Raw genomic sequence first — 25,078 nt, forward strand, 5'->3', positions numbered from 1 at the left:
GAACAACGGCCGCCGACGCCGGGCCGTACGCTTCGACAGGTGCAAAAAGTGCTCAGACTCGACCTGGTCAGCCATGGGATGACCGAGGCGATGCGGAAGGCACGGTTCCCGGTGGACGAATCGCTCACCGAGGCGGGCAGGCGGGCGGTGGCCGGATGCGGGCCGCTCACCGCCGCGCGAGTGCTCACCGGCCCGGAACGCCGGACGGTGGAGACCGCCGCGTTGCTGGGGCTGCTGCCGGATGAGGAGGACAACCGGCTGCGCGACCTGGACGCGGGCGCCTGGCGCGGCGGCGAACTGATGTCGGTGCCCCAGGACGACTTGTACGCCTGGTTGACCGACCCGGCGTTCCGCGGGCACGGCGGCGAGTCCGTGCTGGACGTGATCGAACGGACCAGGCTCTGGATGGCCGAGGTCGCCGCGCGGTCGGTGTCCACGATCGCGGTCACCCACCCGGCGGTCGTCCGGGCCGCGCTGCTGGTGACGCTGGACGCTCCACCGAAATCTTTCTGGCGCATCGATATCCCGCCCGGCAGCGTCACCCGCCTGCACTATCGCGGCGAATGGACGCTGCACTTCACGGCCTGAGCCGGGATACCGACCGCTCGAGGGGGTGGCTTTCGGGCCGAGCCGGGCTAGTGTCTGAGACTATGGGTAACAACAAAGGGTCGCAGCGGCGCGGCCTGGCCATCGGATGCGGTGGCACCGTGGGGGCGGCCTGGATCGTCGCCGCCCTCGCCGCCGCCCGGGATGTGCTCGACTGGGATCCGCGCGAGGCGGACGTGCTGCTCGGCACGTCCGCGGGTGCGGAGACGGTGACGATGCTCGGCAGTGGCGTTTCGGTGGACGACCTGGTCGCGTTGCAGCGCGGCACCGCGACCGACCCGATCCTGCGCGAGCACCGCGCCGCCGAGCCCGGCCGGTTTCCGCCGCTGCCGCGCCCGCGGCTCGGCTCGCTTCGACTGCCGCTGCGTCGCCAGGAGCCGGGCCAGGCGCTGTTGGCCGCGGGCAGCGGACTGCTGCCGGTCGGCGGTGGCGACCCGGGCTGGCTGCAACGGCTGGCCGAACGACTGAACCCCGGCCGCGACTGGGTGCCGCATCCGGCGACCCGGCTGGTGGCGATGGACTACGCGACGGGCGAGCGCGTCGCGTTCGGCGCGCCCGGTGCGCCCGCCGCGACCATCGGCGCGGCACTGCGGGCATCGTGGGCCGTGCCCGGCTGGTTCCCTCCGGTCACCATCGGGGGCCGCCGCTTCGTCGACGGCGGCGCGGGCTCCACGGCCTCGGTGGACCTGCTCGTCGCCGAGAACTTGGACGAACTCCTCGTGCTGGCTCCGATGGCCTCCGCGGCCCGGATCCCGGCGACCGGCCCTGGGCACCTGCTGGAACGGCAGCTGCGCAACCGGATGAGCGACAAGCTCCGCACCGAGATCGCACGACTGCGCGCCGCGGGCACCAAGGTGCTGTTCGTTGGCGCGACCGCCGACGACCTCGCGGTGACGGGACCGAACTTCATGGACGGCCGCCGCCGTCTCGCCACCTTCGAACACAGCCTGCGCAGTACCCGCCGCACGCTCGAACAAGGAGCATTCGTATGAGAATCCTCGGATCCGGTTACCCCGCGATCGACCTGCGCGAGGCGACAGTCCTGATCACCGGAGGCGGGCGGGGAATCGGCCGGGCCACCGCGGAATTATTCGCCGCGAAAGGATCTCGGGTCGTAATCGCCGACGTGGACAAACCCGCCGCCGAGGAGGCGGCCGCCGCGATCGGGGCGAGCGCGTTCGAACTCGACGTGCGTTCGCGCGGGCAATGGGACGCGGTGGCCGCTGCGGTCGGCGGAATCGACGTGCTGGTCAACAACGCCGGTGTCATGCCTGCGGGCGCGTTCCTGGACGAACCGGACGTGGTCGGTCAGGCCACGCTGGACATCAACGTCTGGGGTCTCATCCACGGCATGCGCGCCGTCGCGCCGGGCATGATCGAGCGTGGTCGCGGCCATGTCGTCAACGTCGCCTCGCTGGCGGGCAAGATCCCGATTCCGGGGCTGGCCGTGTACAACGCGAGCAAGTTCGCCGCGGTCGGTCTCTCGGCGGCGACCCGCCTGGAATTCGCCGGGCATGGCGTCAGTGTCAGCTGCGTCCTGCCGTCGGCCGTGCGAACCCGCCTTTCCTCGGGTTTGACACTCGGCCACGGCATGCCGACCGTCGACCCGGAAGACGTCGCCGGCGCGATCGTGCGCACCTGCGTCACCCGCAAAGCCGAGGTGGCCGTGCCGAATTACCTCGGCCCGCTCGACATCGCATTGGCCGCCGCGCCGGAACGCGCGGTGCGCCTGATCCGGGGCCTGTTCGACGGGGATCGCGCGTTGCACCCGGCCGACGAGACGGTCCGCGCGCAGTACGAGAAAGAGGTGCGTTCCATCAGCTGATGCAACGAGAAGCGGCCCGGGAGAAGCACTCCCGGGCCCGCTTGTCTTCTGGGTTCAGCAGCTGGTCGGTGCGGGTTCGCCGCGGAACCTGGCCTCGACGTAGTTCCACGCGTCCGCGAATCCGGCGGCGGCCGCGGTCAGGTGCTCGGAGATGTCGACGGTATGGAACGTCAACCGCGCACCCGCCTTGCAGTACCGGTCGGCGACCTCGGCGACCGGGTTGTAGAAGGTGAGGGTGTCGAAGCGGCCCTGCCACATGTAGGTCGGCACGGTCGGAACGCCGTCGAAGTACTTCAGGCTGTTCTCCCGCAGGACGGCGTGCGCCTCCGGGCTGTCCATCAGGCTCTTGGACGCCGCCATCTGCTCCGCGCTGCGGAAGGCGCCGTGGAAGAGCAGGAATCGGCGGCAGGCGTCGTGGGTGAATTCCCGGAACCACAAACCGTTCTCGTTGAGCTGATCGGAGATCGGCAGCCGGTCCGGGTACTCCCGCTCCAGCCCCATGGCGGCGGCGAATGCGAGGCCGAATCCGGGGTGCGGCTCGAAGCCGAGCGCCATCGCCATCTCCTCCAGGTCGGCGGGGATGCCACCGGCCACGGCGGTGGTGAGTTTCAGATCCGGCGCGTAGGTGGGTTGCATGGCGGCGGCCCACGCGGTGGCCATGCCGCCGCCGGAGTAGCCCGCGATGGCGACGGGGGAGTCGGACAGCCCCAGTGCGGCGACCTTGCGGACGGCCTTCACGCTGTCGAGGGTCATCATTCCGGCCAGGCGCGCGGCGCCGTAGGCGGAGGTGGGGCCCAGATAGTCCGGCAGCGAGATCGCCCATCCGCGTCCGATGGGCAACATCGCGCCGACCGCGTCCTGTAGTTCGCCGTTGAACAGCGAGCGCGACGGATTGCACTGGGTGCCGAGGGAATTGATCAGCGCCTGGTAGGAGACCAGCGGCGGATTCTTCACCCCGGCGGGCATCAGGACCGTTGTGATGCCCATGACGGGCTGGCCCTGCGAATTTGTGGAGCGGAACGCGACTTGCCAGCCCTCGGTCCCGACATACATACCGGTGTCGATCCTGCGGCTCCGTACGACGTCGCCCGGCGTGAGCGCCCCCAGGTCGGGCGGCGCGGTGTAGAAGGGATCGGGATCGGGAGTGGGATAGAGGGGTTGCGCAGTAGCGGGCAGGCCGAGCAGGCCGAGCGAGACGATGCTCACCAGCAAGATCGCGATCCTGAACGGAACTCTGGACACGGGTTTCCTTCGAAAGTCAGCCGTCACCGACCCACCGCCCCGCGGCGGGCACGCCGCGACGTCGGTGCTTCGGACGCACCGGCACTACACGAGAACCGCAGCGAACCTTCACTGCGGGGCGGAGCAGAAGGAACCGCCGCCGTGGGAACCCTGAGTCGATCATGGCGGACTGCCGCACCTCCTTCGACTCCGGGACCGCCGGTAGCCGCGAAGGCGGCACCATCCGCTGCGAAGATAGCGCCCGACATTCTCCGGACGCCGCTCCGGCACAGGCGAACCGGACATGTCACAAAGCCCGCGGCCCGCCATTCGACAAGATCACTAACGGAGGTGGCCTACCCGGTCGCGCACCGATCCGGATCATGTGAAGCTGAGCACCGCCCGTCCGCCCAGCGGGCGTTGCAGGTCGACGACGACCACGCCGTACTCGCGCTTCTGCTCCGGGTTCGCGCCCTGACACGGCGGCATGCCGCGATGCAGGCCATGGATCAATCGCACGCTCACCAGGTCGGCCGATTCCTCCACCCGCGCGGTGAATCCTATGCTCGGGCAGCCGACCGGGCCGGGGATGTGGATCCCGAGTTTGTCCGCCCCGTCCTCGACGTCGTACTCCGAGAAAGGCAAGGCGGAACTGGATTCCAAGTCCGCGGCATGCGGGATGACGACCATCGTCCCGCCCGCGTATCGCCGGGGACCCGGGTCGGCCCGCATCCCCGCCGCCGCTTCCGCGGTGCGCTCCGGAGTGGCGGGCACGGCCGGGTCCGCCTGCTGCCCGCACGCGGTCAGCGTTCCGAACGTGATGGCGGCGACGATCGCCGTACCCATCCTGCGCAGTGCCACCTCTCCACCTTCACACAGGTAGGCGCGGGCGCGGCGGAGGATGCGCGGTGTGGCACCGGTGCGGCTCGCGGAAATGACCGGACGCCTCGACGTGAGAGTGTGCGCGTCGTCACAGCGACCTCGCACAGTGCTTAGCCGGTGCCCATCTATGACACGTCGAATTGAGCAGATTGCTCAACTTATTATTCAAAGGTTGTGCGTTCAGATCTTCGGAGACACGATATCGGCACCAAGTGCTCAACGATGCGAAGCGCCGGATCGGCGCCGAGCGGACGGGTGGATCCGGATGACCGAGCTCGCCGACCGCGATCTGATCGCAGCTCCCTACGACCTCGCCGACCGTTACCGTGTCGGCTCGGGGACCGTTGTCCTCACCGGCGTGCAGGCCATCGCGCGGCAGCTGGTGGAGCAGCATGTGCGTGATCTGCGCGCCGGGCGGCGAGTGGGCACGTTCGTGTCCGGGTACCAGGGCAGTCCGCTCGGCGGCGTCGACAAGATGCTCTCCGGCATGCCGGAGGTGCTCGCCGAGCACGACATCTCGTTCGTCCCGGGATTGAACGAGGAACTGGCCGCGACCTCCGTGTGGGGCAGCCAGGCGGAGCTGCCCGGGGGCGCGGCGACCCACGACGGCGTCGTCGGTGTCTGGTACGGCAAAGGCCCCGGCCTGGACCGGGCGACCGACGCGCTGCGCCACGCCAACATGTACGGCGTGCATCCGCGCGGCGGCGTCCTGCTGCTGGTCGGCGACGATCCGGCGGCCAAGTCCTCCACCGTGCCCGCGGTGAGCGAGCGCTCCTTGGCCGCGATGAACATTCCGGTGCTGTTCCCGCGCAACGCCCGCGAGATCATCACCATGGGCCTGCACGGCGTCGCCCTGTCGCGCGCCTCGGGTTGCCTCGTGGCGCTGAAGATCGTCGCCGACGTCGCCGACGGCGCGTGGACCGTGGACGGTTCGGTGGGTGACATCGACATCGTTGTGCCCGAGATCGACTGGGAAGGTCAGCGGTTCCACTACCGGCAGCGTCCGATGGCGGCGCCCGCCGACAGCTTGCTCGCCGAAGCGGACCTCTACGGTCCCCGCTGGGAGGTGGTGCGCGCCTACAGCACGCGCAACGGCCTGGACGTGATCGAGGTGAACCCGGCCCGCGCCACGATCGGCATCGCCGCCACCGGGACCACCTTCGACGCGGTCCGCCAAGCGCTGATCGACCTCGGCGCCGACGACGAAGCGCTGTACAGCGCGGGGATCCGCCTGCTGCGCATCGGAATGCCGTTTCCCCTCGCGCCCGACCGGGTCGGCGAGTTCGCCGCCGGGCTCGACCAGCTGATCGTCGTCGAGGACAAGACCGCCTTCATCGAGACCCAGATCCGCGACATCCTGTACGGGGTCGCGGGCGCGCCGGAAATCCTCGGCAAGCGCGACGAGGCGGACCGCCCGCTGTTCGGCGCCGACGGCGAACTGACCTCAGGGCGCGTCGCCGCACCGCTGCGCCGCGTGCTCGACGGGCGCCTCGAACTGAAACGTCCGCTGCCGCAGCCGCTGTCGCTGTCGGTGCTGCCCGCCAAGCGCGCGGCCTACTTCTGCAGCGGTTGCCCGCACAATCGTTCCACCGCCGTTCCGGAGGGCTCACTGGCGGGCGGCGGCATCGGCTGCCACACCCTGGTGACCATGTCCGGCCGCGCCGACAGCAAGGTCACCGGGCTGACCCAGATGGGCGGCGAAGGCGCGCAGTGGATCGGTCAAGCGCCGTTCACCGACGTGCCGCACCTGTTCCAGAACATCGGTGACGGAACGTATTTCCACTCCGGCCAGCTCGCCGTGCAGGCGTGCGTCGCCGCTGGCGTGAACATCACCTTCAAGCTGCTGCACAACGATGTGGTCGCGATGACCGGCGCGCAGCACGCCGAGGGCGCGCTCACGGTGCCGATGCTCACCCACAAACTCGCCGTCGAGGGCGTCCGGCGGATCATCGTCTGCGCCGACGAGCCCGAGCGCTACCGCAAGCGCGATCTCGCTCCCGGCGCCCTCCTATGGCACCGCGACCGCCTGGACGAAGCGCAACGCACACTGCGCGAGATCCCCGGCGTCACCGTGCTGATCTACGACCAGCACTGCGCGGCCGACGCGCGGCGGCAGCGCAAGCGGGGCGCCCTGCCGGTGCGCCGCACCCGGGTGGTCGTCAACGAGGCGGTGTGCGAAGGCTGCGGCGACTGCGGCGTGCAGAGCAACTGCCTGTCGGTGCAGCCGGTGGACACCGAGTTCGGGCGCAAGACGCGGATCGACCAGACCTCGTGCAACACCGACTACAGCTGCCTGAAGGGCGACTGCCCCGCGTTCGTCACGGTCGAACTGCCCGACCCGGCCGCGCGGAAGCCGCGCCGAGCCGTTCGCGCGCCGCAGCCGCCGCGGCTGCCGGACCTGGTGCACGAACCGCCGACGACCACGCAGAACGTCTTTCTCGCCGGTATCGGCGGCACCGGCATCGTCACCGTGAACCAGGTACTGGCGACCGCCGCGATGCGCGCCGGGTACGAGGTGGCGAGCCTGGACCAGATCGGCATGAGCCAGAAGGCCGGGCCGGTGGTCTCGCATCTGCGTTTCGCCGTCGGGGCGCTGGAGCCGGCCAACCGGCTGGCCCCGGCCTCGGCCGACTGCATCGTGGCGTTCGACCTGCTGGCCGCCACCGACAACAAGAACCTGGCCTACGGCTGCGCCGAGACGACCGTCTCGGTCGCCTCCACCAGCGAGACCCCGACCGGGGACATGGTCTACGACCGGTCCGTCACCTACCCCGGCGAGGCGACGTTGCTGCGGCGATTGGAACAGGTCTCGCGCTCGGTGCGGTCCTTCGATGCTCTCGCCGCCGCGGAGGCGCTTTTCGGCAACACTGCCGCCGCGAACTTCCTCCTGGTGGGCGCAGCCTACGAACTCGGTGGCCTGCGGCTGCCGGGCACGGCGATCGAGCAGGCCATCGAGATCAACGGCGTGGCCGTGGACGCCAACCTCGCGGCCTTCCGCTGGGGCCGGGTCGCGATAGCTCGGCCGGAGGAGTTCGCCGCCGCCACCACGCGTCGCACGGCCGAACGCACTCCGGTACCGGTGCCAGCGGACCTGTTCGACGAGCTGACCGCGACGGGCAAGACGCGGCGGCTGGTCGAGCTGCGGGCCGTCGAGCTGATCGGCTTCCAGAGCGTTGCGATGGCGCGCGACTACGTGGCCACGATGCAACGAGTCTGGGCTGCCGAGCGTGAGGTGACCGACCGTACCGAGTTCAGCGAGCAGGTCGCGCGCGGGCTGTACAAGTTCACGGCATACAAGGACGAGTACGAGGTGGCGCGACGGCTCACCGATCCGTCGTTCCTGGCCGAGGTCGCCGCGCAGGTACCCGAGGGGGCGAACCTCACCTATCGGCTGCACCCGCCGGTCCTGCGTGCGCTGGGACGGAAGGACAAGATCGGAATGGGGCCGGGCAGCCACTTCGCCCTGCGCTTGCTGGCCAAGGGAAAGCGGCTGCGCGGCACGAGATTCGACCCGTTCGGATACGCGCACGTGCGACGCGTGGAACGTGAGTTGCGCACTCACTACACCGCGATGGTGACAGACCTCGCCGAGGGGCTGGACCGGTCGGGCTACGACCGCGCCGTGCGGGCGGCCGCGCTCGCCGACGTGGTGCGCGGATACGAGGACATCAAACTCGCCGGCGTGGCGGTCTACATCGAACGTCTGCGGGAGCTCGGCATCGAGCCGCCGTGCTGTTAGCGGTCCCCGACGCCGGTGGCCGGTCGGAGCGCCGCGCGGGCGTTGCCGGGACCAACGCCTCAGCAGGTCTTCGCCGCGAACCGAGTCCGGTGTGCCACCTGGTGACCCGGCGAGCTCGTGGAAAGGCCGCTCGTCGGCGAAGGCCTCAGCCGGTGTAGCCGGTCACCTTGCCGATCCACGCGACGAAATCCGCGGCGTCCTCGTTGCTGCCGTGCCCCGCGTCCCAATACATCGCGGCGTCGACCTGGTCGCCCAGATTCGCCAGGCTCGCGGCGAGGTTGCCCACGATGGTCAGCGACGCATCGGTGTCCTTGGTGCCGACGCGAATCCACCAGTGCTTCGCCCGGGCGGGATTGCGTTGGCGGAGAAAGAACATGGGGTTCATCATGCTGATCTTCTCGGGCAGGTCGCTGTCGAGTTGCGCGCCCGGGTCGCCCGTCGCTCGCCGCAGGCTGAACAGGGTGAAGTGCCTGGCCTTGACGGTGCCGGCACCGAACAGGTTGTTCTCCGGAGAGGACAGGTCGAAGGCGTCGAACGCGGGCACGCCCTTCTTCCGCTCGCCCACGTGCGCGAGGAAATTCGGCCAGGTGAACTCCGCCCGGTCGCCCGACCAGGTGATCCACGTGTTGGCCGCCAGGTAGCTGGAACGCTCGGAGTCCTGCAAAGCGGTCAAATACCTGGTCGCCGCCGGTTCGAGGTAGGTCCGCACGAGGTAGTTGCCGTAGTTGTCGGCCGTGATCGGCCCGAATCCGTCCGTCCCTTGCAGTTCCAACGATGCCTGGTAGTCCACGAACGCGGTGCTCAGTTCGCGCGAGGCCGTCGCGTCGAGTTCGCCGGAGCGCAGCGGGTTGGCGCCCCAATTCCACTCGTAGGCCATGTCCGCGTGGTCGAGATCGGTCACGGGACAGTAAGGGGCGGCGGCGAAAACGGCGTCGCTCGCGTCCGCCGCGCCGAGTTCGGCGAGATACCGGTCGTACATCCGGTTGTCGGCGGAGGCAGCCAGCAGCGCGGACAGCGCGCCGCCCGCGCTGACCCCGGTGGCGACGATCCGGTCGGTGTTTCCCGGAACCCGGCCGGAGTTGTGCCGCAGGTATCGGACCGCGGCCTTGAGATCCACGATGGCGGCGGGCGCCACGCCGTAGTACGTGCCGTCCGGGGCGACCAGGTCGCGCCCGCGCGCACCGGGCTCGACGACGACATAACCGGCCGCGAGGGCGAGCTCGCGGTTCCTGCCCCGATCACCGCCGTCGTCCGGCTTGCCGCCCTCGGCCGCCGACGACAGATAGCCGCCGATGGAGTTGCTCAAGAGAATCGGAGCCTTGCTCGCGTCGACGGTGTTCCCATCGATCTCGACGGGAACGCTGACGTTCAAGCTCTGATACGTCTTGTTCACCGGTTTCGCCACGTAGACAACGCTGTCGTAGAACCGGTAGGTCACGTTCTTGTCCCGCTCGAAGGTGGCGACGGTCTTCTTCCGCACCGTGAATTCGTCCGGGTCGAAAGCCAACTCGTCCGCCGGTTGCGCGTCGCTTTTCAGCAGGCCGCAGGCGGCGAACATCGGTGCGGCAACCGCCGCCACACACCCCTCGAGCATCGCCCTGCGCCGCACAGCGCTCTCCTTCGCCTTCGTGGCAAGCGTTCGGCGTCGCGGCCGTAGCGGCGTCGGTAGAACTCTTGCCCGGAACGAATCAGCTGGTCATCGGGTCGCTGAGATCGAAGGATAGCGGTAGGAGACGCCGCGCTCGCGTACCTGCGCGGCTGCGCCCGACGCGTCCGCCGAAAGGCGGGCGTCGGGCGCAACCTGCCGGTCGGCGGTCAACGACCGCCTGGTGGCGCGTCGGTCGGGTCATCTACTCCCAGCACTCGCTTGGCCCGTCGCAGGACGAGGCAGCGCGAGGAACAGATGACGTGGATTTCGAGAGCGCGCCGGGCTTGTCCCTCGGTGAGTTCGCCCGGATCGGTGAAGCAGTCGCCGATATTGGAAGTGACCGATCGCACGCGAGATCAGCCGACTTTCACCGGGACGACCGCGACGGCGGCGAATCGAGCACGACCGACGGTAAGGGCGACCAAACCGGCATTGCCCGCCGTGGAAATCATCGGGCCGGCGATCGAAACGAATTCGAACCCGCTCACCAGGAGCACGCCGAGCAGGCCGAGGCCGTTCGCGAGTGCGTTCGCCGCGAAGGTTTGCCAGGTTTCCTCGTGCGGTTTGGACCACACATGCCGGAGCGTTGGAATGGTGGCGATGAGATTGGCGCATATCGCGAACAGCGCGCCGAATGCCTTTTCCTGTACGCCGACCGTCACCAGCACGCATGCGATCGAGGAGACCAGGCAGGCCCAATCGATATTGTCTTCCGGTCGCAGGCCGGACCCGCGGGTGATGCCGACGACGATGACCGCCGCGTTCATCGCCGCCGCGGCGGCGTTGATGGCCGCGGCCAGATAGCCGCCCTCGAGGTACGCCACCACCGCGAACACGGTGTTCGCGGTGCACCAGGCCGCCCACGACGCGATGCGCGGCCGGGTGTCCCCTTCCAGTATCCCCGCCAGGTACGCGATGACACCGAACAATGAAATGCCGACGCTGAGACACGCCAAAGACGAGCTCACATTCCAGAAATCACTCACGCGGAACTTTCCTCACAGATTGTTGTCGTTGCACGCAGAGATGGCCGACATTGGCGATCGAATCATTACGAACACGCCGAAGGAGACAAGGCGGGTGCGGTGATGGGAACCGGGGGTTGCCTGCGGGAAAACACTTCGGGATGATTTGTCCAGGTGACTCGAAAGTATCGTGACATGACAACTCGGACGTCACCAATCCAGGACGGTGTCGTAACCATCTTTTAACCGCCGATTCGCAATCGCGATCGGCGGCTGGTCATTCTGTCGAAGATTCGGATGTGAGCTACGGAACAGGCAAGCGTCGAACCGCATCGCAGGATTGAGCGCGTCGGAGTAACCGACATCGGTAGTCAAATAATCTGCACTTCGACTGTCGGGGTTCCCGACGTCAGTGGCAAGGGTCTACGCGATGCGCCCAGCGTGGGATCCTCGCCGACCACCTCGCTGGACCGCCGGCTCTCCGTGCATCGCTGAGACCTCGCCGGATCCGGAAGCCACCGCGTTCTACGGGGTGTAGTGCCCGGACGACCCGCTGTGCGTGACCCATGGTCGTGACTCGACCCGGCAAAAGAGAAACGGCCCGGAGCGTGTGCTCCGGACCGTTCCGCAGTAGCGGGGACAGGATTTGAACCTGCGACCTCTGGGTTATGAGCCCAGCGAGCTACCGAGCTGCTCCACCCCGCGTCGGCTTTTCCAACAGTACACATGGTGGGCGCGAATAACCCAATCGTGCAGGTGAGAGGGCATGTTGCGGGTAACTGGGCGAGGCCTGGGCAATCTGTTGCGCACGGGTGGAACCGAATGCGCCGACGCCGCGTCCAACCATGTGACGAGAAGTATCGGACACAGATTGCGAGACGAGGAGTGGATGGTGACGTCCAGCGTGCGGGCAGTGGCACGAGCCCGGGTGGCCCGCCGCAAGAGCGTGATGCGTTAGCGGCGCGGCCGCAGGATCCGGCCGATGGGCCGCGGTGTGGTGGTGGTCCCGGCGACCGGCGTGGCTGCGCCGAAGCGCCATCGCGCCTATTGTGACGGTACTCGAGGTACAGGGTCGAAGGCTTGCCGCTCGGTCGGGGGCTCGAGTTAGCGTCGTCGGCGCGGTGCCGGCGGGTAAAACGGACACAACAGTTCGCCGCCGCGGCGCTGGCCGCGAACAGCCACGCGCCGAGTGAGTTCCGAGCCAACCAAGTTGTCCGCAACGTATCGGAGTTCTACTCGGCCTTCGACGTCACACCGCGAGATCGACTGTTCCTTCCACCAGAGCAGCGAGTCGTTATGTGACGAAGCGCCACCTGAATTTTGCTTTTCCAGAAGTAACGACGACAAGGAATACGATATGCAACTCGACTATCTCGACTACCTGACCTGGGACGAACAGCACAACATCGCCTATCTTGCGCTTCGGCAGAACAACAAGGGGCCGCGCCACGCTGGCCGCACCCTGCGCGTACGCGACGAGGACAGCGGCGAGATCGTCGCCGCCCTCGACTTCGGTGACGACGGCGAACTCATCGGCATCGAGTTGCTGAACGCGAACGTCCAGCTCGGCGCGGCGTTGAAGAGGAGGGCCCGCGTGGGGGAAGGCGAGTGACCCGATCGCGCCGGACGTGAACCACATCGCGTTCGACAGCTACAACCTCGATGGAACCGAACGACTCGAGGAGAGAGTATGGCCGCCACCGTGGCACGCTACGGGCCCGACCTTCGCCCACGGCGAGACCAGCCGAGTTTGTGGGACGTCACAGCGACAGAACTGGCGAGGATGCGTCGCGGCTTCATCGGCTGGTTCGCCATCCTGGTCCCTGTCATCATCACCGTTCCGCTGTATCCCATGTCGTTGGCATAGCCAGAAGGCCGGTCGGGCCATATGACGGCCGCATTGCTGGCCGCCCTCGGTGCGAGCTGATCAGGCCGCCTGGCGGCTGCTCTTCTCGTACGCGGTGCCGCGCAACAAGTATCTGCTCGGCAAGTATCTGGGGCTGGCCGCGTCGGCCCATGCGGTTTATGGCACCCGCATGGCAGCCGAGCCGGTCGGGATGTGGCAGCCGCCGCAGGTGTGGCAGCCGGGGAGGGGTGTGGCGTTCAGCCGAACTCGATGCCTTGGGCGAGGGGGAGTTCGGTGGAGTAGTTCACGGTATTGGTGGCTCGGCGCATGTACGACTTCCAGGAGTCCGAGCCGGATTCGCGTCCGCCGCCGGTCTGCTTCTCGCCGCCGAAAGCGCCGCCGATCTCGGCGCCCGAGGTACCGATGTTGACATTGGCGATCCCGCAGTCGGATCCGTCGGCGGCGAGGAAGCGTTCGGCCTCGCGCTGGTCGGTGGTGAAGACGGCGGACGAAAGGCCCTGCGGCACTTCGTTGTGCAGGGCGATCGCGCGATCGAAGTCGTCATAGGTGAGCACGTAGAGGATCGGCGCGAAGGTCTCCTCCCGCACCACCGCCGTCTGGGCGGGCATGCGCACGATGGCGGGCCGCACGTAGTAGGCGTCGTCACCGAACCCATCGACTCGCTCGCCGCCGCAGACCAGTTCGCCACCGTCGGTCACGGCCTTGTCGAGTGCCGCGCGCATTCCGGTGTATGCCTTGCCGTCGATCAGCGGCCCGACCAGCACCCCGTCGTCGAACGGATCGCCGACGGACAGTTGCCGGTAGGCCCGTTCGAGTCGGTCCAGCAGCGGGCCAGCCACGCTTCGGTGCACGATCAGCCTGCGCAGTGTCGTGCAGCGCTGCCCGGCCGTGCCCGCCGCCGCGAACACGATGGCTCGCGCCGCGAGGTCGAGGTCCGCGGACGCGGTGACGACCGCGCCGTTGTTGCCGCCCAGTTCCAGCAGGCAGCGCCCGAGCCGCTCGGCCACCCGTGGCGCCACCAGCCGACCCATCCGCACCGAGCCGGTCGCGCTCACCAGCGCTACCCGCTCGTCGTCGACCAGGCGGGAGCCGACGGCGCTCGCACCCTGGATCAACTGATGGATCTCGGGGTCCGCGTCCACTTCGCGGGCCGCTCGCCGCAGCAGCGCGTGACAGGCCAGCGCGGTCAGCGGCGTCGTCTCCGACGGCTTCCACACCACGGTGTCGCCGCAGACCAGCGCGATCGCCGTATTCCATGCCCAGACCGCGACCGGGAAGTTGAACGCCGAGATCACCCCGACCACGCCGAGCGGATGCCAGGTTTCCATCAACCGGTGGCCAGGACGCTCCGAGGGCATGGTGTGGCCGTACAGCTGCCGGGACAGGCCGACGGCGAATTCGCAGACGTCGATCATCTCCTGCACCTCACCCGCGGCCTCGGCGGGGATCTTGCCCGCCTCGAGCGTGACGAGCTCGGCCAGGTCGCTCTTGTGCGCGGTGAGCAGCCGACCGAGGCTGCGCACAACCCCGGCCCGGACGGGCGCCGGAACACCGCGCCAGGCGCGGAAGGCGGTAGCGGCCCGGCCGATCGCGGCGTCGACCTCGTCGAGCGAGCTGGATCGCACGGTAGTCAGCTGCCCTCCGGTGATCGGGGTGCGTGCGGGCAGATCGCCGGGTTCCGGTGGCGGCGCGCCCAATTGGCGCAGCACCGCTTCCGCGCGGGCGGCGAGTCGCTGGGTGGCCTGGTCGTCGAGTACATCGGTCATCTGTTGTTCCGCCATACCTTTCGGCCGCGTCGCGGCGTGTCTGTCCCACATAGCGGGAGGGTGGAGGTCAGGTTCCGGACACGAGGCGGGCTGCCTAAGTTAGCCTTCGCTGATGGCGGATACACCGGCAAGACCCGTACTCGATGACATCGATCGCCTGCTGATTCGTGAACTGATGGCCGATGGACGGGCCACTCTGTCGAACCTGGCCGAAAAGGCGAGTCTGTCGGTGTCCGCGGTGCAGTCACGGGTCCGCCGATTAGAGGCGCGCGGTGTGATCCGCGGGTACACCGCGCACGTCGATCCGGAAGCCCTCGGCCAGCTGCTGTCGGCATTCGTCGCGATCACTCCTCTCGACCCGTCGCAACCCGATGACGCGCCGGCGGTGTTGCAGCACATCCCCGGCATCGAGGCCTGCCACTCGGTGGCCGGTGAGGAGAGCTACATCCTGCTGGTGCGCGTGGCGTCCCCGCGGCACCTCGAGCAGTTGCTCCAAGAGATCAGAGCCACCGCCAATGTGCGCACCAGGAGCACCATCATCCTTCAGACATTCTATGACAAGTGACGATTTGGTGTAATTAATCCGCCATGTTGTAGAGGTTCCGTAAATTTTTACGTACCCTCAGGGCGTGACCATCGAACTGGAACGCACCCGCCCGGCGGTCACCCCCGCCGCCCGGGTGCACGAGATCTTGTCGGCGAGCATCCTGGCCGACGGCTTCGACTTCGTCCTCGACCTCACCCGTTCCCGTGGCTGCCGCCTCGTCGACGAACGCGACGGCAGCCCCTACCTGGACATGTTCGGCTTCTTCGCGTCCAACGCGCTGGGCATGAACCACCCCGCTCTGGCCGAGGACGCCCAGTTCCGGGCCGAGCTGCTCACCGCGGCGGTGAACAAGCCGAGCAACTCCGATGTGTACACCGTCGAGATGGCCCGCTTCGTCGAGACGTTCGTACGGGTGCTCGGCGATCCGCGGCTACCGCATCTGTTCTTCATCGATGGCGGCGGACTCGCGGTGGAGAATGCCCTCAAGATCGCGTTCGACTGGAAGAGCAGGCACAACGAAGCACACGGCCGCCCAGCGGAACTCGGCGCCAAAGTGCTGCACCTGACCGGCGCGTTCCACGGCCGCACCGGTTACACCATGTCGCTCACCAATACCGATCCGGTGAAGACCGCGCGCTTCCCGAAATTCGACTGGCCGCGCGTCAAGTCGCCTTATCTCACCGACGCGTTCGACGTCGAGGAGGCGGAGGCCTCCGCGCTGACCCAGGTGCGGCGGGCATTCGAGGAAAGCCCGCACGACATCGCGTGTTTCATCGCCGAGCCGATCCAGGGCGAGGGCGGCGACCGGCATCTGCGTCCACAGTTCCTGCAGGCCGTGCAACGGTTGTGTCACGAGAACGACGCGCTGTTCGTGCTGGACGAGGTGCAGACCGGCGTAGGCATGACGGGAACGGCCTGGGCCTATCAGCAACTCGGCTTGGCGCCGGACGTCGTCGCGTTCGGTAAGCGGACCCAGGTGTGCGGCGTCATGGCGGGTGGGCGGGTGGACGAGGTGCCCGACAACGTCTTCGCGGTCAGCTCCCGGCTCAACTCGACCTGGGGCGGCAACCTGGCCGACATGGTGCGCAGCAGGCGCACCCTGGAGGTGCTGGAGCAGGACGCGCTGATCGAACGCTCCCGGCCGTTGGGGGCGCACCTGCTCGAACGACTTGGCGCGCTCGCCGCCCGGCACGCCGATGTCAGCGAGCCGCGCGGGCGCGGCCTGATGTGCGCGATCACCCTGTCGTCCTCCCGGCTGCGCGACGAGGTGCTCACCGCGCTGCGTGAGCGCGAGCACGTGCTGATTCTCGGCACCGGCGAGCGGGGCATCCGGTTCCGTCCTCCGCTGACGGTCACCGGCGCCGAACTGGACGAGGCCGTCGACGCGCTGGATCGGGTGCTGACCAGCCTCGAATAACGCACGGAGGTTCGATCCGGACATTCCGGTGCACTCCGGCGCGGGTGCGCCGGAATTCCGGATTCGGCTCCTAGGCTTCGCACCCATGTCATCTCGTCTTCACCGCGCTCCGACAAGGTGCAGCAGGTGAACCGACAGCGGATGTTTCGGCGTTGCGCGCCCCACCTCGTCGTCTCCATGCTGCTGCTGTCGGCGCCGGCCGGCTGCGCGGCCGGTGACGCCGGCACGGTGGGCGACGAGCAGAGCCGGACCGCCCAGATCACCGTCGCGACCCCGGCCGCCGCGGCGGCCCCCACTACAGGCGTGCTCCCACCGCACATGACCGATCCGCTGCCGGGGATGCCGCCGCCGCTCTCAGCCACCGACGTGTACGTGGCCGACCGAGAGCTCAGCCCCACCGTGGCCGACCACCGCCCGCTCGTCTACGTGCCCAACAGCAAGTCGAATACGGTCTCGGTGATCGATCCCGAGACCTTTCGAGTGATCGACACCTATGCGGCGGGCGGCTCGGAACCACAACACGTCGTCCCGTCGTACGACCTGCAGACGCTCTACGTCACCAACGATCTGCCGATCGGCGCGGGCAGCCTGTTGCCGATCGACCCGAGGACGGGCAAGCCGGGCGAACCGTTTCCTGTGCGCGATCCCTACAACATGTACTACACGCCGGACGGCCGGTACGCGCTCGTGGTCGCGGAGGCGGACAAGTCGCTGGATTTCTACGATCCGCGAACCTGGCAGAAGACGCATGCCATGGCGGTGCCCGACTGCGCTGGAGTCGACCACATGGACTTCACGGCCGACGGCCGTTTCGCCCTGGTCTCGTGCGAATTCAGCGGCCGCATGCTGGTTTTCGACGTGGCCGAGCGCAAAGTCGTCAAGCTGGTCGATCTGCCCGGCGGTCGCTCGGGCATGCCGCAGGACGTGAAGCTGTCCCCGGACGGCCACACTTTCTTCGTCGCCGACATGACCGCCGACGGCATCTACCTGTTCGACGCGCACACTTTCGAGAACACCGGATTCGTGCCGACCGGCAAGGGCGCCCACGGCCTCTACATCACCCGCGATTCCGCGCAGATGCTCATCACCAACCGGCACGAAGGCAGCGTCTCGGTGTGGGACTTCGCGGCGAACGGGCTCGTGCGCAAGTGGTTCGTGCCCGGCGGCGGCAGTCCCGATATGGGCAACATCTCCGCGGACGGTCGCGTCTTCTGGGCGTCCGGCCGACACCACGACGAGGTGTACGCCATCGACATCGTCAACTGGAATCTGCTGGCTCGCATCCCGGTAGGGAAAGGGCCACACGGACTCACGATCTGGCCGCAGCCGGGCCGCTACTCCACGGGCCACACCGGCGTCATGCGCTGACCTCGGCCCGGCCTGCGCAGCGGTCAGGACCTGACCGGACGCAACCCCAGACCGCCTTCGACGAAGCGCTGAACGGACGTCAGCCCGGCGTCCAGAGCGGCCTCGTAGCCGGGGCGCGCCCATCCGCTCACCTTCGCGGTGCCGTCGGCCTCGGGCGTCACCCCGATTTCGGCGACCAGCTCGGCTGTGGTCGGTTCGCAGACCGCCCAGGAGAAGTGCGTCTCCTCCGCCCAGCCCGCACCGCGCCGGGCCACGTAGTCCGGTTCGGTGATGCCGCCCGCGGCCAGGGCGGGGCGGTCGTCGATGCGGTCGTCGGCGCGCAGGGCGCGCAGATACCAGGCGCCCGCGTTGATTTCGATCGGCTCCATCAGCGTTCGGCCGTTCCGCCGCGCGAGTCGTCGGCGGGCACTCCGCCGAATTCCGCGACGCCGAACGGCCTCGCTGCGACATGATCGGATGGCCGCCACGTCGCTTTTGCGCGTTTCGCGGTAACGAACCGGATTTCGGGTAGCTCGATCATGAGGAAGAGGCTAGCGGGAGGTTCTATCGATATGGGCGAGCTATGGTTCGGCCATTACCGCCTCGATCGGTTGCTGGGCAGCGGCGGCATGGGCGAGGTCTGGCTTGCGCACGACACCACGACCGACCGTGTGGTCGCGTTGAAGCTGCTGCCCACCGCGTACGCGGCGGACCCGAAATTCCGGCAGCGGTTCACCAGGGAGGCTCGGCTAGCCACCCAGGTGCGCGGGCCGCACCTGGTGCCGATCCATTCGTTCGGCGAGCTCGACGGCCGCCTGTACATCGATATGGAGTTCATCGAGGGCTGCGACGTGGCCGCGCTGCTGCGGCGTTCGGGGCGGCTGGACCCAGAGCGGGCGATCGAGATCGTCGCGCAGACGGCCGCCGCGCTCGACATCGCGCACCGTGCCGGCCTGGTGCACCGCGACGTGAAGCCGTCGAACATCATGGTGACGCCCAGCGGCACGGTCTATCTGATCGACTTCGGCACCGCGCACCGCAGCGACCAGCCCGCGCTCACCGCCACCGGCAACGTGGTGGGCACGCTGGCCTACATGGCGCCGGAGCGGTTCGACCGGGCTGCGGGCCCACGTTCGGATCAGTACTCGCTGGCCTGTGTGCTGTTCGAGTGCCTGACCGGGTACCGGCCGTTCGACGACGGCGAGCCGCCACGCCTGTTGCGCGCCCACCTCATGCAAGCCCCGCCGTCGGCATCGGCGCTGAATCCGGCCCTCCCGCCCGCACTGGACGCGGTGATCGCGCGCGGCATGGCGAAGGACCCGGACCAGCGCTGGTCCAGTGCGGGGGAACTGGCTTCGGCCGCGCACGTGGCGCTGACCGGCCGGGACGCGAACACGGTCGAACTCGCCTCCGCGGTGCCGACCGTCGTACTGCCGCCGTTCCGTGCGGTGGCCACCTCCGGCGTCTCGCCCCGGACCGGTGTCTCGCCCACGACCGGTGTCTCGTCCGGTGCGCGTACGTCCCTCGGACCGCGCCTGGCGCTGGCGTCGTTCGGGGCGCTCGCCGCGGCGGTCGCCGGGGCGTTGTGGCTGGGACGGCCGGACGCGGCCGACGCGGGACCGGCGACAACGCCGCTGCCGTCGTCGAACCAGGACCACGGGGCAGCGTCGAACCCGCCATCGCAAGCCCCGGCCGCGCCTGCGCCGATCTCGGCGCCCATCGTGGTCCTGCCCGGCGCGGGCCAGCCGTGCGATCCGGCGGTCGACGTGCACAGCGTCGTTGTGGACGGCCTGGTGCTCACCTGTACTCCGTCGGCGGGCCGCCCCAGCTGGCTTCCCGCGTCGCCCGCCTCCGGCGGTGTCGCCGTGCGGAACGCCGACGACTCGAACGGACCCGGGCAACAGGATTCCGGCGACAAGCACGACCGGGGCAAGCCGGATCACGCGAACCAGGGACATGGCAGGGACAAGCCCAAACCGGGCAAGTAGGGGGCCGTTGCCGGACTGTCGTCGAGCCCACAGTGGTGTGTGACGCGGGGCGGGGTTACGCTCCGAAGAAGGCCATTCTTACGGCATTCGCGCGGTGACCTGCTGATTTTCGTTCCGCGCCGCGGGGAGGCCGGATCGGCCAGATGTCAACGCTGACTGGAGGTTCGCGATGGGGGAGGTGCGATTCGGGGGCTACCGGCTGGAGCGACTGCTCGGCAAGGGCGGCATGGGGCAAGTGTGGCTCGCCTACGACACGGTGGCCGCGCGGCGGGTGGCGTTGAAGCTCCTGCCTGCCGAACTCGCCGCCGCCGCGGGATATCGCAAGCGATTCGAGCGTGAAGCCGAAGCGGTGGCGCAACTGCGCGATCCGCACGTACCCCGGATCCACCGGTTCGGCGAGATCGACGGCCGGCTCTACATCGACATGCAGTTCGTCGAGGGCACGGATCTGGCGGGCAAACTGCTGGCCGAGGGAGCGCTGCCACCGGCCGTCGCGGTCGGCGTCATCGGCCACGTCGCCGCGGCGCTCGATGTGGCGCACCGGCGCGGACTGGTGCACCGCGACGTCAAACCCTCGAACATTGTCGTGCACCCCAGCGGCTTCACCTACTTGATCGACTTCGGCATCGCGCACGGGCTCGGCCAGACCGCCGTGACCACCACGGGCATGGCGATCGGCACCCTGGCGTACATGGCTCCGGAGCGGTTCACCGGGAAGGTGGACGGACGCGCCGACGTCTACTCGCTGGCCTGCGTGCTCTACGAGTGCCTGACCGGCTCCCGGCCCTACGGCGACACCGACCCCGCACAGCAGATGCACGCCCATCTGATGGCGACGCCCCCGCGAGCCGGTTCGGTGTGCGCCGCTGTCCCCGCCGCTCTGGATGCCGTCATCGCCCGCGGTCTGGCCAAGGATCCGGACGAAAGATTCTCGACCGCCGGGGAATTCGCCGCAGCCGCGCGATCGGCGATCGGCGTTCCCGACTCGCGAGCCGTGCCGCCGCCAGGGCCCGGCGCGGGTGGCGACGGCGGTCTCCCTGGGCAAGAGAATTTTTCGCCGCGTCCGTCAGCTGGAGCCGCAGAGCGTTTTTCGGAAGCGCCGAGCGCACCGCCACGGCGCACGCCTACCCCGACCAAAGTCATGCCCCAGCCAGGCCCGACGCCGACGCTCGTGGCGACCAGGCTCGACTGGTCCACGGTCACCCCTGGGCCGATTCCCACCCCGGGCAAGGCCGTTCCGCAATCGGGTCCGCCGGTGCGGGGATATGCCGGTCGGCCGGCCGGCCCTGGTCACCCCGCTGCGGGGCAGCCATATTCAGCAGGCGGGTATCGAAACGCGCCGTACGCCGCTGGAGGCGGACAGCCAGGTTGGCAGGGCAGATTGCTGGCCCTGCAAGCACGCGTGCTGTCCCCGAAGCCCGGCCCGGTCGCGCCGCCGTACCGGGCGCAGGCGCGCAAGGTCTTCCCGGCGGTCCCGCGTCCGGGTCGGCGGTCGGTTCCCCAGCGGCCGGGCGCCGCGATCCCCCGACGTCGGCGGAGCTTGCTGTCGAAGCTGATCGGCGCGCTGATCGTGGTGTTCCTCGCGCCGTTCGCGTTCGCGGCCGGTTGCGTCGCGTTGATCGCGGCGGGAACCAGAACCGGCGACTCCGGCACGCCCGCACCGACTCTGCCGCCCGCGGCGGTGGCGGTGGAACAACCCGGACCGTCCCGCGACGACCCCATGACCGATCCGGCTGCCGTGGCGCCGGTGGGCACTCCCGTTCGCGACGGCAAATTCGAATTCGTCGTGACGAAGGTCGACGCGGGCGTGTCACGCATCGGATTGCAGACGGCCGCCGGTTCGTTTCTGATCGTCACGCTGGCCGTCCGCAATATCTCCGACGAATCGAAGTGGTTCCTGCCGCTGGGCCAGCGCCTGCTGGACGCGCAGAACACGCCGTTCGACCACAACGCCACCGCCACCATGTGGCAGAGCACCCAACAGCGCCTCGGCTACTCCTTCGAGCTGCGCCCGGGGCAATCCGCCACGACCCAACTCGTCTTCGACCTCCCGCCGACGGTCACTCCCGACCATTTGGAACTCCACGACTTCGTTCTGTCCAACGGCGTCCGAGTCGCCCTCGGCTGAACGTCTTCGCGCGGCGATGCCGGTGCCGATCCGGAAACGGATGCTCTCCGCCAGAACACCTCGCTCCGGGTGACTCCGCTGCACGGCGCGGCGAGCGCGGTGTCGATCTCGGCCACCTGTACGCCGGTCCGCGATGCTCCGGCGTGCCCGCTGTGGATGGGAAGCGGCGAGCCCGCTCAGGCGGCTGGGAGGACGGCGGACAGCGCGGTGAGGACGGCTTGGCGGCCGATTCGCAGGCCCGCGGCCAGCAGCGTGGTGTCGCGAGCGGCGCTGTCGATGTCGGGAGAGCCGAGGGGCGGGTGGATTTGCAGTACCGAGTCGCCGAGTTCGGCGAGCGCGCGATCCTCGATGTCCTGTTGGCGAGGGCGTTCGAGCCACGCCCGGTACGCGCCGGGAGCCACCGCGCGCATATAACCGCCGCCGACGATCTGGTGCAGGCGCGACGCGGCCGGGCGCCGTTCGTCCACGCGCCGGGTACGCAGGACCAAGGCGAGGGTGGCGCCCGCTCGGATCGCGGTGCGGATCGGCACGGTCTCGGAGAGACCTCCGTCGAAGAAGGCCGAACCGCCCAGGGCGACCGGAGGTCCGGCCAGAATGGGCAGGCCCGCCGACGCGCGCAGCGCGCGCATGAGCGTCCGCTTGTCGGTGATGTGCGGATGCAGGTCGACCGCCTGCCCGGTCCGGATATCGGTGGCGATCGGATGGAACGTCGTGGAGTTGGCGAGGATCGCCTCGAAGTCCATCGGTTCGATGCCGTCGTACACCTGATGCACGAGATACCGCAGATCGAACGCGGGGCGCCCGCGCAGCAGCCGAGCCGGGTCGATGGCACGGCGCATGATGGCAGGATCGGTCCACGAGCGCATGCCGGGGATCGCGCGCCCGCACAACAGCCAGGCGCCGTTGATCGCGCCCGCCGACGTGCCGTATACGGCATCGAATATCCCGGCGAGTCCGAGTTCCTCCAGCGCGGACACCATGCCGCTGGAGTACACGCCCCGGCTGCCGCCTCCCTCCACCACCAGCGCCAGGCGGTGACCGTCGGCACGGCCGCCCGTGGCACGACGCGCGCGGATCACTTCCGCGACAGGAGAGAGACTTGTCGAGCTGGTCACCGGATCACGATACGACACCACGGTATGCGTATCGGTCCAGCGGCGTGACGACGGAGGGACCGCCGCGTGAACAAAGGAGCGGGCGCGAACCTCCAGGTCCGCGCCCGCCCGTTTCCCGGTCTGCGCCGGGTACTACTTGATCTCCGCCAGAACGGTGCCCTGCGTGATCGCCGCGCCCGCCTCGACGGAAAGGCCGGTGACCACACCCGCCTTGTGCGCGTTGACCGGGTTCTCCATCTTCATGGCCTCGAGCACCACGATCAGATCGCCCGCCTCGACCGACTGGCCCTCTTCCACGGCGACCTTGACGACGGTGCCCTGCATCGGAGCGGTGACCGCGTCACCGGAGGCCGCGCCGCCGCCCGCGCCGCCACGCTTGCGCGGCTTGGGCTTCTTGCGGATCACGCCCGCGCCGTTGCCCGCTGCCCCGCCCGCTCCGGCGCCAACAGTGAAGTTACCCGGCAGCGAGACCTCGACCCGGCGTCCGCCGACCTCGACGACGACCTTCTGCCGCGGCGCTTCCTCGTCCTCGTCGGCCGGGGCGCCCGCGCCGGTGAAGGGCTCGATGGTGTTGACCCACTCGGTTTCGATCCACTTGGTGTAGACCTCGAACTTCTCACCGTCGCCGATGAACGCCGGATCCTCGACGATGGCCCGGTGGAACGGGATGACCGTGGCCAGACCGTCGACCTCGAACTCGGCCAGCGCGCGCCGCGCCCGCTCCAGGGCCTGCGTGCGGTTCTCGCCGGTGACGATCAGCTTGGCCAGCATCGAGTCGAACTGCCCGCCGATCACGCTGCCCTGGACCACGCCGGAGTCGACGCGGACACCGGGGCCGGTGGGCTCCTTGTAGACGGTGACCGGGCCGGGGGCGGGCAGGAAGTTGCGGCCCGCGTCCTCGCCGTTGATGCGGAACTCGAAGGAGTGGCCGCGCGGCGTCGGGTCCTCGGTGATCTCCAGCTTCTCGCCGTTGGCGATGCGGAACTGCTGGCGCACCAGGTCGAGGCCCGCGGTTTCCTCGGTGACCGGGTGCTCGACCTGCAGACGGGTGTTCACCTCGAGGAAGGAGACCGTCTCGCCCTGCACCAGGTACTCGACGGTGCCCGCGCCGTAGTAGCCGGCTTCCTTGCAGATGGCCTTGGCCGAGGCGTGGATCTTCGCGCGCACTTCGTCGGACAGGAACGGCGCGGGGGCCTCCTCGACGAGCTTCTGGAAGCGCCGCTGCAGCGAGCAGTCGCGGGTGCCCGCGACGATGACGTTGCCGTGCTTGTCGGCGATGACCTGAGCCTCGACGTGGCGGGCCTTGTCCAGGTACTGCTCGACGAAGCACTCGCCGCGACCGAAGGCGGCGGTCGCCTCACGGACGGCCGAGTCGTACAGCTCCGGGATCTCCTCGATGGTGTGCGCGACCTTCATGCCGCGGCCACCGCCGCCGAACGCCGCCTTGATGGCGACCGGCACGCCGTACTTCTTCGCGAATTCGACGACCTCGCTCGCGTCTTTGACCGGGTCCTTGGTGCCCGCGGCCATCGGCGCCTTCGCGCGCTCGGCAATGTGCCGCGCGGTGACCTTGTCGCCCAGGTCGCGGATGGACTGGGGGGAGGGGCCGATCCAGATCAGCCCGGCGTCGATGACGGCCTGGGCGAAGTCGGCGTTCTCGGAAAGGAAGCCGTAGCCAGGGTGGATGGCGTCGGCGCCGGACTTGGCGGCGGCGTCGAGGATCTTGTCGAAGACGAGATACGACTCGGCCGAGGTCTGCCCGCCCAGGGCGAACGCCTCGTCGGCGAGCTTGACGAACGGGGCATCGGCATCCGGCTCCGCGTAGACGGCGACGCTGCCGATACCGGCATCCTTGGCCGCCCGGATCACGCGCACGGCGATCTCGCCTCGGTTAGCTACGAGTACCTTTGTGATCCGCGCGCTGGCATGGCTGGGCACTGAGCCTCCTGTGTGCATTCTTCTGGTCGCTTCGCCGGGGGTGGGGTCGCTGTGCGGGCTCCGCTCCCATAATCGACAA

The 25,078-nt window shown here is 68.9% G+C and carries 20 protein-coding genes and 1 tRNA gene; 12 read left to right on the forward strand and 9 right to left on the reverse strand.

Annotation, left to right across the window (positions count from 1 at the left end):
• The first annotated feature begins 39 nt into the window (after positions 1–39).
• The 3 genes from ACFV2O_RS14150 to ACFV2O_RS14160 all read left to right on the forward strand — a co-directional run bounded on the left by ACFV2O_RS14150 (position 40) and on the right by ACFV2O_RS14160 (position 2,431).
• A complete protein-coding gene (locus ACFV2O_RS14150; RefSeq protein ID WP_379252095.1) occupies positions 40–588 on the forward strand; it encodes a histidine phosphatase family protein in 549 nt (182 codons plus the stop codon).
• Positions 589–650: 62 nt separating this feature from the next.
• Positions 651–1,598 carry a patatin-like phospholipase family protein gene (locus ACFV2O_RS14155; RefSeq protein WP_379252096.1) on the forward strand — a complete coding sequence of 316 codons (948 nt, stop codon included), beginning with the start codon at positions 651–653 and terminating at the stop codon, positions 1,596–1,598.
• Positions 1,595–2,431, forward strand: coding sequence for an SDR family NAD(P)-dependent oxidoreductase (locus tag ACFV2O_RS14160; protein ID WP_379252097.1), 837 nt, complete (start codon positions 1,595–1,597; stop codon positions 2,429–2,431). The genes ACFV2O_RS14155 and ACFV2O_RS14160 overlap by 4 nt, the downstream gene beginning before the upstream one ends.
• Positions 2,432–2,485: 54 nt before the next feature.
• Here the strand turns inward: ACFV2O_RS14160 and ACFV2O_RS14165 are convergent, their stop codons facing one another.
• A complete protein-coding gene (locus ACFV2O_RS14165) occupies positions 2,486–3,640 on the reverse strand; it encodes a lipase family protein (protein ID WP_379252184.1) in 1,155 nt (384 codons plus the stop codon).
• A 393-nt stretch (positions 3,641–4,033) separates the two neighbouring features.
• Positions 4,034–4,513: a hypothetical protein gene (locus tag ACFV2O_RS14170; RefSeq protein ID WP_379252099.1), complete on the reverse strand. Its 480-nt coding sequence runs from the start codon at positions 4,511–4,513 to the stop codon at positions 4,034–4,036.
• 286 nt (positions 4,514–4,799) lie between these two features.
• Here ACFV2O_RS14170 and ACFV2O_RS14175 point away from each other — a divergent pair, with 286 nt between their 5' ends.
• Entirely contained in the window at positions 4,800–8,273 is a 3,474-nt protein-coding gene (locus ACFV2O_RS14175) for an indolepyruvate ferredoxin oxidoreductase family protein (RefSeq protein ID WP_379252185.1), read from the forward strand.
• Positions 8,274–8,418: 145 nt separating this feature from the next.
• Here ACFV2O_RS14175 and ACFV2O_RS14180 read toward each other — a convergent pair whose 3' ends face one another.
• From ACFV2O_RS14180 to ACFV2O_RS14190, 3 genes are all read right to left on the reverse strand, one after another.
• Positions 8,419–9,882 (reverse strand): subtype B tannase, encoded by a 1,464-nt coding sequence (locus tag ACFV2O_RS14180; protein ID WP_379252100.1) that lies wholly within the window; start codon positions 9,880–9,882, stop codon positions 8,419–8,421.
• A 395-nt stretch (positions 9,883–10,277) separates the two neighbouring features.
• A complete protein-coding gene (locus ACFV2O_RS14185; RefSeq protein ID WP_355073472.1) occupies positions 10,278–10,907 on the reverse strand; it encodes a hypothetical protein in 630 nt (209 codons plus the stop codon).
• A 610-nt stretch (positions 10,908–11,517) separates the two neighbouring features.
• Positions 11,518–11,591 (reverse strand) — tRNA-Met (locus tag ACFV2O_RS14190).
• A gap of 375 nt (positions 11,592–11,966) precedes the next feature.
• Between ACFV2O_RS14190 and ACFV2O_RS14195 the strand changes: the two genes are divergently transcribed.
• From ACFV2O_RS14195 to ACFV2O_RS14205, 3 genes are all read left to right on the forward strand, one after another.
• Positions 11,967–12,188, forward strand: a complete 222-nt coding sequence (locus ACFV2O_RS14195) for a M13-type metalloendopeptidase (protein ID WP_379252101.1) — start codon at positions 11,967–11,969, stop codon at positions 12,186–12,188.
• A gap of 55 nt (positions 12,189–12,243) precedes the next feature.
• Positions 12,244–12,498, forward strand: coding sequence for a DUF2283 domain-containing protein (locus ACFV2O_RS14200; RefSeq protein WP_379252102.1), 255 nt, complete (start codon positions 12,244–12,246; stop codon positions 12,496–12,498).
• A 78-nt stretch (positions 12,499–12,576) separates the two neighbouring features.
• Positions 12,577–12,753 (forward strand): hypothetical protein, encoded by a 177-nt coding sequence (locus tag ACFV2O_RS14205; RefSeq protein ID WP_379252103.1) that lies wholly within the window; start codon positions 12,577–12,579, stop codon positions 12,751–12,753.
• A 236-nt stretch (positions 12,754–12,989) separates the two neighbouring features.
• Here ACFV2O_RS14205 and ACFV2O_RS14210 read toward each other — a convergent pair whose 3' ends face one another.
• Positions 12,990–14,519: an aldehyde dehydrogenase family protein gene (locus tag ACFV2O_RS14210; protein WP_379252104.1), complete on the reverse strand. Its 1,530-nt coding sequence runs from the start codon at positions 14,517–14,519 to the stop codon at positions 12,990–12,992.
• A 112-nt stretch (positions 14,520–14,631) separates the two neighbouring features.
• Between ACFV2O_RS14210 and ACFV2O_RS14215 the strand changes: the two genes are divergently transcribed.
• The 3 genes from ACFV2O_RS14215 to ACFV2O_RS14225 all read left to right on the forward strand — a co-directional run bounded on the left by ACFV2O_RS14215 (position 14,632) and on the right by ACFV2O_RS14225 (position 17,851).
• Positions 14,632–15,084 (forward strand): Lrp/AsnC family transcriptional regulator, encoded by a 453-nt coding sequence (locus ACFV2O_RS14215; RefSeq protein WP_355073522.1) that lies wholly within the window; start codon positions 14,632–14,634, stop codon positions 15,082–15,084.
• A gap of 64 nt (positions 15,085–15,148) precedes the next feature.
• Complete coding sequence (gene lat / locus ACFV2O_RS14220) at positions 15,149–16,483, forward strand: L-lysine 6-transaminase (protein ID WP_379252105.1); 1,335 nt, start codon at positions 15,149–15,151, stop codon at positions 16,481–16,483.
• A gap of 126 nt (positions 16,484–16,609) precedes the next feature.
• Complete coding sequence (locus ACFV2O_RS14225) at positions 16,610–17,851, forward strand: beta-propeller fold lactonase family protein (protein ID WP_379252106.1); 1,242 nt, start codon at positions 16,610–16,612, stop codon at positions 17,849–17,851.
• A 23-nt stretch (positions 17,852–17,874) separates the two neighbouring features.
• Here ACFV2O_RS14225 and ACFV2O_RS14230 read toward each other — a convergent pair whose 3' ends face one another.
• A complete protein-coding gene (locus ACFV2O_RS14230) occupies positions 17,875–18,219 on the reverse strand; it encodes a hypothetical protein (RefSeq protein ID WP_355073528.1) in 345 nt (114 codons plus the stop codon).
• Positions 18,220–18,402: 183 nt separating this feature from the next.
• Between ACFV2O_RS14230 and ACFV2O_RS14235 the strand changes: the two genes are divergently transcribed.
• Entirely contained in the window at positions 18,403–19,818 is a 1,416-nt protein-coding gene (locus ACFV2O_RS14235; protein ID WP_379252107.1) for a serine/threonine-protein kinase, read from the forward strand.
• Between the two features lie 169 nt (positions 19,819–19,987).
• Complete coding sequence (locus tag ACFV2O_RS14240; RefSeq protein ID WP_379252108.1) at positions 19,988–21,946, forward strand: protein kinase; 1,959 nt, start codon at positions 19,988–19,990, stop codon at positions 21,944–21,946.
• A 176-nt stretch (positions 21,947–22,122) separates the two neighbouring features.
• Here the strand turns inward: ACFV2O_RS14240 and ACFV2O_RS14245 are convergent, their stop codons facing one another.
• Both ACFV2O_RS14245 and ACFV2O_RS14250 read right to left on the reverse strand, forming a co-directional pair.
• Positions 22,123–23,061 (reverse strand): patatin family protein, encoded by a 939-nt coding sequence (locus ACFV2O_RS14245; protein WP_379252109.1) that lies wholly within the window; start codon positions 23,059–23,061, stop codon positions 22,123–22,125.
• A 132-nt stretch (positions 23,062–23,193) separates the two neighbouring features.
• Complete coding sequence (locus ACFV2O_RS14250; protein WP_355073536.1) at positions 23,194–24,999, reverse strand: acetyl/propionyl/methylcrotonyl-CoA carboxylase subunit alpha; 1,806 nt, start codon at positions 24,997–24,999, stop codon at positions 23,194–23,196.
• Positions 25,000–25,078 lie beyond the last annotated feature (79 nt).

The sequence above is a fragment of the Nocardia sp. NPDC059691 genome, assembly GCF_042733915.1.
Lineage (GTDB): Bacteria > Actinomycetota > Actinomycetes > Mycobacteriales > Mycobacteriaceae > Nocardia > Nocardia sichangensis.

What these genes read in the sequence shown, in the direction of transcription:
- ACFV2O_RS14210 (WP_379252104.1), bottom strand. Translation starts at nt 14,519, where the DNA reads ATGACCGATGTACTCGACGACCAGGCCACCCAGCGACTCGCCGCCCGC.
- ACFV2O_RS14215 (WP_355073522.1), top strand. Translation starts at nt 14,632, where the DNA reads ATGGCGGATACACCGGCAAGACCCGTACTCGATGACATCGATCGCCTG.
- ACFV2O_RS14200 (WP_379252102.1), top strand. Translation starts at nt 12,244, where the DNA reads ATGCAACTCGACTATCTCGACTACCTGACCTGGGACGAACAGCACAAC.
- ACFV2O_RS14155 (WP_379252096.1), top strand. Translation starts at nt 651, where the DNA reads ATGGGTAACAACAAAGGGTCGCAGCGGCGCGGCCTGGCCATCGGATGC.
- ACFV2O_RS14175 (WP_379252185.1), top strand. Translation starts at nt 4,800, where the DNA reads ATGACCGAGCTCGCCGACCGCGATCTGATCGCAGCTCCCTACGACCTC.
- ACFV2O_RS14235 (WP_379252107.1), top strand. Translation starts at nt 18,403, where the DNA reads ATGGGCGAGCTATGGTTCGGCCATTACCGCCTCGATCGGTTGCTGGGC.
- ACFV2O_RS14205 (WP_379252103.1), top strand. Translation starts at nt 12,577, where the DNA reads ATGGCCGCCACCGTGGCACGCTACGGGCCCGACCTTCGCCCACGGCGA.
- ACFV2O_RS14230 (WP_355073528.1), bottom strand. Translation starts at nt 18,219, where the DNA reads ATGGAGCCGATCGAAATCAACGCGGGCGCCTGGTATCTGCGCGCCCTG.
- ACFV2O_RS14160 (WP_379252097.1), top strand. Translation starts at nt 1,595, where the DNA reads ATGAGAATCCTCGGATCCGGTTACCCCGCGATCGACCTGCGCGAGGCG.
- ACFV2O_RS14240 (WP_379252108.1), top strand. Translation starts at nt 19,988, where the DNA reads ATGGGGGAGGTGCGATTCGGGGGCTACCGGCTGGAGCGACTGCTCGGC.